Annotated in this window: 7 protein-coding genes and 1 pseudogene; 2 read left to right on the forward strand and 6 right to left on the reverse strand. The window is 40.7% G+C overall.

Annotated elements, in window-relative coordinates; all coding sequences use genetic code 11:
* Window positions 1-8: 8 nt before the first annotated feature.
* From AAF462_07625 to AAF462_07640, 4 genes are all read right to left on the reverse strand, one after another.
* On the reverse strand, window positions 9-893 hold the full coding sequence (locus AAF462_07625) for a prohibitin family protein (GenBank protein ID MEM7008987.1): 885 nt from the start codon (window positions 891-893) through the stop codon (window positions 9-11).
* A gap of 78 nt (window positions 894-971) precedes the next feature.
* Window positions 972-2675 (reverse strand): single-stranded-DNA-specific exonuclease RecJ, encoded by a 1704-nt coding sequence (gene recJ / locus AAF462_07630; protein ID MEM7008988.1) that lies wholly within the window; start codon window positions 2673-2675, stop codon window positions 972-974.
* A gap of 98 nt (window positions 2676-2773) precedes the next feature.
* A complete protein-coding gene (gene aroQ, locus AAF462_07635) occupies window positions 2774-3214 on the reverse strand; it encodes a type II 3-dehydroquinate dehydratase (protein MEM7008989.1) in 441 nt (146 codons plus the stop codon).
* 8 nt (window positions 3215-3222) lie between these two features.
* Window positions 3223-3930 carry a hypothetical protein gene (locus AAF462_07640; protein MEM7008990.1) on the reverse strand — a complete coding sequence of 236 codons (708 nt, stop codon included), beginning with the start codon at window positions 3928-3930 and terminating at the stop codon, window positions 3223-3225.
* 274 nt (window positions 3931-4204) lie between these two features.
* Between AAF462_07640 and AAF462_07645 the strand changes: the two are divergent.
* A pseudogene (locus AAF462_07645) lies at window positions 4205-5689 on the forward strand (cellulase family glycosylhydrolase).
* 156 nt (window positions 5690-5845) lie between these two features.
* Window positions 5846-6079 (forward strand): cellulose binding domain-containing protein, encoded by a 234-nt coding sequence (locus tag AAF462_07650; GenBank protein MEM7008991.1) that lies wholly within the window; start codon window positions 5846-5848, stop codon window positions 6077-6079.
* A gap of 48 nt (window positions 6080-6127) precedes the next feature.
* On the opposite strand, the gene murJ is transcribed toward AAF462_07650, so the two are convergent.
* Window positions 6128-7699, reverse strand: coding sequence for a murein biosynthesis integral membrane protein MurJ (murJ, locus tag AAF462_07655; protein ID MEM7008992.1), 1572 nt, complete (start codon window positions 7697-7699; stop codon window positions 6128-6130).
* Window positions 7700-7717: 18 nt separating this feature from the next.
* Complete coding sequence (locus AAF462_07660; protein MEM7008993.1) at window positions 7718-7933, reverse strand: DUF4911 domain-containing protein; 216 nt, start codon at window positions 7931-7933, stop codon at window positions 7718-7720.
* Window positions 7934-8307 lie beyond the last annotated feature (374 nt).

Below are 8307 nucleotides of genomic sequence, written 5' to 3' on the forward strand. Positions count from 1 at the left end.
ATAATTTTCTATTTACCTTTTAATACAGTATCTATGTTAATTAAAGGAACGCCTTCACCGCCGGTAAATTTTGGCAGTGTTCCGTCCCATTTTTCAGCCAATCTTAGCTGGATAAGCTCTGGATTGTTCTTAAGAGCCTTTGCCTCTCTCTCAATAGCATCTGCCTTTGCTCTAGAAGCAGCCTCGATCTCATAGGCCTCACCATCCGCAGCCAGCTTACGCTCCTGATATCCTGCCTCGGCTTGCGTTACCCTTCTGGTTTTCTCATTTAGCGCCTGAAGAGCTTCCTGCTCTGCTTTTACTTTAAGCTCAATCGCTTTGTTAAATTCCTCTGAGAATTCAAAGTCTGTGATAGCCACGTTTGCAATTTGAAGCGCTGTAGGGACCTGTTTGTCTCTAAGCGTATCATCAATAAAGTTCTCAATAGCTTTTTGTATCTGCTGCTTAACTTCTGCTCTTTTTGTTACAAGTTGTTCTGCTGTGTACTGCGCTGTTACAGCTTTCACTGACTCCTGAATAGCGGGCTCAATCACAGTTGCGGCAACTACTTCTCGCTGACCGATTCTCTGATATGTAAGAGGTGCTACAGGGCCGGTTATTGAGTACTGAACGGTTACCTGAGTTTCAACGGTCTGAAGGTCCTTAGATGCCGCGGCTGATTTTGATTTGGCTTTTGTAAGCCTGATGTCAACCTGCTCTACTTTATCCATAAATGGTTTTTTTAGATGAAATCCCTCAGGAAGCGGCTCAGGCTGAACTGCCCCAAAAGTTCTTACTACCCCGACGTGTCCACTGTCCACAATTACAAATGCGCTTGTGGCGAGAACGATAACCAAAATGATTATTATCGGGTACAAAAAGTTTAGATTTTCCAACTTTGGTCTTGAAGCCATGCTTTATAAAACCTCCGTATTTTTGCTTATTAGTTTATATAATATATCTGGATTCTGTGATTTGTAGAGTGTTTTTAATTAATTGTTTTCTTGGCTAGCATCTACGACCCTGAGTCTTATCTCTTTTTTACCGTTCCACTTATTAAATTCGGGTGTGTAAACCATATCTATTTTGTCAGGAAGAAGCTCAGGCTCTTTCATATTAAACCATATTGCATCGTATGTTTTAGCCCCACTTTTAACCTTAAAACCAAGGTGCTTGTCTTTAAATATACGCTGGGATACAACATCTAGCCCTGTGGACAAAACCGTGGGCTCAGGGTTACCAATGCCAAAGGGCGCAAGCATCTCAAGCTCTGAGATCAGCTCCTCAGTCATGCTCTGTAGTGGTACTTCGACATCGATTGTGAGTCTGGCTTCATATTTCTCTTCTAAACTAGATAGAGCTTTATCAAACATAACTCTAAACGTGTCTATATTTTCCTCTTTTATAGAAAGTCCTGCAGCTTGTTCATGTCCGCCGAATTGTAGAAAGAGTTCGGAGCACTCAAGTAATGCTGAATAAATATTGACCCCTTCAACACTTCTGCCCGAGCCTTTTCCAACTCCTTTATCATCAATAGCGATCAAAATTGTCGGCTTTTCATATCTATCAACTATTCTTGATGCGACAATTCCTATGATCCCCGGGTGCCAATTTCTAGAAGCTAACACTATAGAATACTCGCCAATTATATCGGGGTTAGATTCAAGTTCCGTTATTGCCTCTTTCACAATATCTGCTTCAGTATTTTGTCTGTTTGTATTTTCTTTGTTTAAACCTTTGGCCAGCTGCCTGGCATCGTCCAAGTCATTTGAGATAAAAAGTTCAACTGCTCTATCTGCGGTGCTCATACGGCCAGAGGCATTTATTCTTGGCCCTAACTTAAATCCTAGATCATATGAAGTTAACTCAGTTTTTATGCCGCTTGCCTCTTTTAACGCCTTCACGCCTTGGCGCTTTGGGCTCTGCATTCTTTTTATGCCCTCTTTTACAAATATCCTATTCACATCCAAAAGAGGCGCGCAGTCGGCAACTGTGCCTAAAGCTACGAGATCTAGATAGTCCCCTAAGTTTGGCTCTTCCTCTTTAAAAAATCCCTCATCCCTAAGAGCGCGTCTAAGAGCTATTACCAAGTTAAAAATCACTCCTACACCTACAATCTCTTTTGCAGGATATTTACAGTCTTTGATTTTAGGGTTCAACACCGATACTGCATCTGGCAAATCTTGAGGAGGTTTATGGTGGTCGGTAACTATAAAATCTACTCCTAGCTCCTTAGCTTTTTCTACCTCATCCACAGCGGTTATGCCGCAGTCTCCTGAGATTATAAGCGATACTCCCTTTTGAGCCAGCTTTTCAACAGCGCTAATATTAATTCCATAGCCTTCCTTTAATCTGTCGGGGTTGTAATATGTAACGTCCGTTCCTATGCTTTTTAAAAAATTATACAAGAGCGCAGTTGAAGTAACCCCGTCAACATCATAGTCGCCATATATAGCAATTTTCTCGCCATCACTAATACCCTTTTTTGTTCTCTCAACAGCTTTTTCCATACCCTTCATTAGATAAGGAGAGGGGAGATCAAAGAGGGTGCAGTTAAGAAAAAGGTTTGCCTCGGTTTCATTCTGGATTCCGCGGTTGATTAATATCTGTGAAGTGATTGGAGAAACATTTAGGCTCTTAGAGAGTTTATCTCTTAGTTTAGATTTCTCTTTTTCAATTATCCAATTTTCTTTCATTTATAATTTTCTGGCTAGAAAAATGTGTTTGCTATAAAGTCTAATCAGCAGGCTTATATATTAGACAGAGCTTAACTTGAGAGTCTATGATATTTGTATCAAGAATTTTCTTTAAGATAGCTGACAAGCCCGCTTAGCCCTAGGAAATAACTGTTTATTCCAAATCCTGATATAACACCAAGCGCAACTCCGGAAACAAATGACTTTTGCCTGAAATCCTCACGCTTATGCACATTTGAGATATGAACCTCAACCACTGGAAGACCGCAGGACAGTATTGCGTCTCTTATTGCAACACTCGTATGGGTGTATGCTCCTGGGTTGATGACAATTCCCTGAGCGCTTGTCATTGCATCTTGAATAGTGCTTACAATCTCGCCCTCAGAGTTTGACTGGAAAAATGAAAGGTCTACCTCAAGCTCCTTTGCTTTATTGGAAAGAGAATTGTTTATCTCTTCAAGAGTGGTTGCCCCGTATATATCGGGCTCACGTTTGCCAAGCATATTTAAATTTGGTCCGTGTATTATTAATATGTTCATAATTCCTCTCAGCCCTGTGAGTTAAATCCTGCAAAGCTATTCATTTTATTTAACTTGGTTTTCTCCAATTTTTCAATTGCTGAGTTTCTCTGTGCATCATCAGAGTATACTTTATCAATAATTTCTCTGGCCTTTTCATACTCTCCTTGCTGCAAGTAAAGATTAAACATTGTCTCTGTATAAACTTCAGCTTCGAGAGTGGAAACATTAGCATTAATTTCATTTATTCTTCTTGATTCAATCGGGGTTTCAAATGCGGTTTTAGATTCTCTGCTCTGTTTTTCTGTAAGCTTGGTATTTATACTCTCAATTTCACTAAGAAGAGAGTTGTCTTCACTATGAAAAACATAGGCTTGTTCTAGCGTGGTTTTTGCCTTGTCTAATCTGCCTTCACTTTTATAAATCTCAGAAAGAAGCTTTGCTGCCTCTAATTTGTCGGGTGTGATCTCCAGGACAATTTCCATCTCTCTTTTGGCCTGATCGATAAGCCATCTGTCATAGTATATTTCCCCGAGCATGAATCTGGCTGTGACATTATTTTTATTATGTACAAGCCCTCTTACTAAAACGCCGATAGCTTTATCAATCTTGCCTTGTTTGCAAAGAACATCCGCGAGCTGAGAAAATGTGTTGGATGCAGGGTCCGCGGCTAGAATTTCCTCAAACTTTTGTTCTAATCGCGCAAGTTCGTCGTATTTTTGCTGATTTTCGCACATATTAAACTCAGAATATGTAGATCTTGATTAAGAGTCAAGTTTAAATGCCTAATTGTACAAAATTGCACATATTCACTGTGTAATATTCCACAGATAAAATGCTAGAATTTTGAACGTTCGTATGTTTAATACGGCTTAAATGCCCTTAATCATTAAGTAATTGTATTCGTGAATACTTGGCATTTTGATTGCACTAAATAATCCATACAAAGCCCGAAGTGCGTAGAGAGATGTATATAAACATTTAGTTATTGTCTTGAGAAGGAGGACAGGAATGAGAAGTATTTTAGTAATTATTTCAATCTGTATACTGACAGCTTTGCCCTCGTGGAGCTACTATGTTCAGGACGGCAAAGTTCACAATGAGAACGCAGAAGTTATAAACCTCTACGGAGTAAGCTGGTTTGGGTTTGAGACACATAATAACGTTGTTCATGGTCTATGGGCGAGGAACTGGAAAGATATGATAGATCAGATAAAGAGTGAGGGATTTACGGCAATACGGCTTCCATTTTGCCCAAATACTCTTAAGAGCGTTTCAGTCTCAAGTATTAACTATTCCCTAAACCCAGATCTTTCGGGTCTTAACTCACTAGAAATAATGGACAGAGTAATTGCCGAGCTCGACCGCCAGGGTTTTTATATTCTCTTGGATCATCATACCTCTGATTGTCAGACGATTGATGAGCTGTGGTATACGGCAGCTTACTCTGAGCAAGATTGGATTTCTGACTTGGTCTTTGTTGCTGAGAGGTATAAAGATGTTGAGAGAGTATTTGCAATTGATTTAAAAAACGAGCCGCACGGGCCCGCAACTTGGGGAGTGGGCAACCCTCTTACCGATTGGAACACTGCGGCTGAAAAAGCAGCGGCACAAGTACTATCAGCAAATCCTGATTTGGTTGTGTTTGTTCAGGGCATTGAGAGTAATCCAACTTGTTCGGGCCAGATCAACCACTGGTGGGGCGGAAATCTTGAGCCCTTTGACTGCTTTCCGCTCAATATACCTGAAGACAAGCTAGTACTTAGTCCTCATGTATATGGGCCTGATGTTTTTGTTCAGCCATATTTTAATGATTCTAATTTTCCTAACAACATGCCGGCTATTTGGGACGAGCACTTTGGTTATTTAGTAGACAAAGGATATGCAGTTATTATCGGCGAGTTTGGCGGAAGATACGGAAACGGCGGAGATTCAAGAGACAGAGACTGGCAAGATGCACTAATAAATTATATGGACTCAAAGGGAATGACCGATTTTTTCTATTGGTCATGGAATCCAAATAGCGGTGATACCGGAGGGATTTTGCAGGATAATTGGCAGGATGTCTGGGAGGATAAACTTCAGCTTTTGGGTCAGTTAATGGATGGGTCTAATCCACCTCCCACGCCCCCTGCCTGCTCTGATGGTTTAGATAATGATGGGGATAGTCTTACAGATTTTCCTAACGATCCTGGCTGTCAAAGTGCCCAAGACACAAGTGAGTTTAACGAGCCCATAGGTGGTGAGGGAATTTCGACAGATGTGAATATTGATAACGACTGGGGAAGCGGATACTGCGCCGATGTTTCGGTCACAAACAATACAGGTAGCCCAGCTGACTGGACAGTAGCTTTTCCAATTGAAGGCACTTTGCGTGATATGTGGAACGCTACTTACTCGCAAAGCGGGGATCAAGTTACCGCCGAGGGAGTGTCTTGGAATAATATTGTTAATCCGGGGCAGTCAGTCGGCTTTGGATTCTGCGCTGAAAGAGGAGCGCAGCCAACTCCGCCTCCACCAACACCTGTACCAACACTACAGCCAACTCCGCCTCCACCAACTCCCGCACCTACTCCTGAACCGACTCCTATTCCAACACCTGCCCCTACACCACAGCCGACTCCACCGCCAAGTGGAGATGTAACAGCAAATGTGACGATCAACGATGATTGGGGCTCTGGATACTGCGCACAGGTGAATGTAACAAACTCGACAGCTCAAGCAGTTGACTGGGTTGTTTCATTTCAAATTGAGGGAATGCTCAGAAACATCTGGAATGCGACATATCAGCAAAATGGAGATACCGTAACAGCCGAGGGAGTTTCTTGGAATAATACTGTATCACCTGGTGGAAATACTAATTTTGGGTTCTGCGCCAACCGCTAGGCCTATTATCACTTAAGAAGGGGGGTGGATAATCCTCTTGCAAGTAACCTATTTGCCCCTCTTCGCCTTACTTGTGATCATGTTAATTAGAAAGTCTGCTTCTTTAATTTTAAGAATTTTAGCTAGTACAAAGTAAATAATTACCGCTATGAGCACTGAGCCCAAGAGTATACCAATTTTCTCAAGTTCAAATGAAGAATCGCTCCAGGTTACGAGCTTTGATATCCTCCAAACAGCCGCACCCATAACGGCAGAGATCGCCGCCAATTTTAAGACGAGAACTATTATGGATTTTGTGTTGATATGCCCAGCTCTTTTTTCAATTATGTAGAAGAGTAGTATGAAATTTACAATGGATGAAATAGAGCTTGCAACTGCTAGTCCTGTGTGTGCATAACCAAGCGTAAAGCCCAGTATATAACCAAAAATAGCGTTGACTATGAACGCAATAAAAGCAATAACGACAGGGGTTTTCGTGTCCTGCATAGAGTAGAAAGCGGGGGCTGTAATGCGTATTCCGCCTACTGCCCAGAGCCCAATGGCATATCCGAATAAGGCCTGAGAAGTGAAGATGGTTGCAGCATAATCAAACTCACCTCTTTGATAGAGTAAGTTGATGATCGGCTCACGCAAAACTATAAGCCCGACAAGAGCTGGGATTAGAATAAAAAACATAAGTCTTAGAGTGAAAGAATAGGTCTCTTTGAATTTATCAAAATCTTTATTTGCCACATGAGATGAGAGGCTTGGGAGCAGCACTGTCGCGATCGAGACCGCTATAATGCCTAAAGGAAATTCAATCAGGCGCTCTGCAAAATATAGATATGAGATTGTGCCCTCCGCCATAAAAGACGCGTACTGGGTATTTACTAGAATATTTAAATTATAGACTGCTACTCCAAAGAGCTGTGGCACAATTAAAAGCCCTATTTTCTTTACTGCAGGTGATCTGACATTTTTTGTAAAGCCAAATAGGAAGCCGCGGCTGGATAAAAAGGGAAGCTGAAATATGAACTGCAGTATTCCGCCCGCAATTACTCCGGCTGCGGCGGCGTAAATAGGCACATTGAAATTTTTATAAACTAAAAACACAGCGGCTATAATGCATATGTTCAATATTACGGGCGAGAATGCCGGGGCAAAAAAGTGTCTTAGCGAATTCAATACTCCCATAGACAGAGCAGTTAAGGAGATGAACAGGATGTATGGGAACATTATTCGGTTCAGCGACACTGCAAGCTCAAAGGTACTCTGATCAAAACCGGCTGCAAAAAGTTTTATGATGTAGGGTGAAAGCAAAATCCCAGCTAGCGAAATTATAATTAATAGCGATACGAGAATAGTAAACACCGAGTCCGCAACTTTTTTGGCTTCTTCTTTGCTTTTTGTTTCAAGGTATTGAGTAAACACCGGAATAAACGAGATCGTAAGCGACCCCTCGGCAAAGAGTCTTCTTAGAAGATTGGGAATTCTAAAAGCAACCCAAAATGCGTCTGTGGATGAGCTTGCTCCAAAGAAATATGCGATCACTACATCTCTTGCGTACCCAGCGATACGGCTTAAAAATGTAAGTGAGCCAACAAGACCGGCTGATCTGGTTATTTCTTCATGGTGCTTCATTTTCTTAATTTGATCCGTTTAGAAACTATCTACATCTTCAAATTCAATCTCGTTTCTTAAACCCTTTAGAATATTCTTAACTACATCCACTTGATCAGGCGTAGGGGTTATCTGCATTATGCCATTTTCGGGATCTTGGGTCCTTACCCAGGCTATATGAGAGTAGGTGCCCATGATCGACTGAAAGTAGACGGTTTCTGATATATTCTTAAGTTTTATATATATATTTGGCATTTTATTCCGATTTGAAAAATTAAAAAGATTATATCCCAATTTGCTCTTTTTGTCCGATACTTATTTATAATTCGAATTATTTCATATAGTATAGGCATTTGCAAAGTGGTATAAAATGGCATATTCCTTAGCTAATAGCATTGTTGATTTATATTGAATAATAAATTATCACAGTAGGTTAGAGAGCGTTATTAAAGTAGAGCCCGAATGACATAATTTTGCGATACCCTTTATTTACAATATTAAACATGCAATTGTTGGCCTAAAAAACTGCATTATTTTACATATCATAAATTTATAAAAAATTGAGAAATTACAAAACCTTACTTGACAAACTTAACACAATTTTATATAGTGGTTCAAAGTGGCGTGAA

It is taken from the genome of Thermodesulfobacteriota bacterium (assembly GCA_039028315.1).
Classification (GTDB): Bacteria; Desulfobacterota_D; UBA1144; order Nemesobacterales; family UBA2774; genus CR02bin9.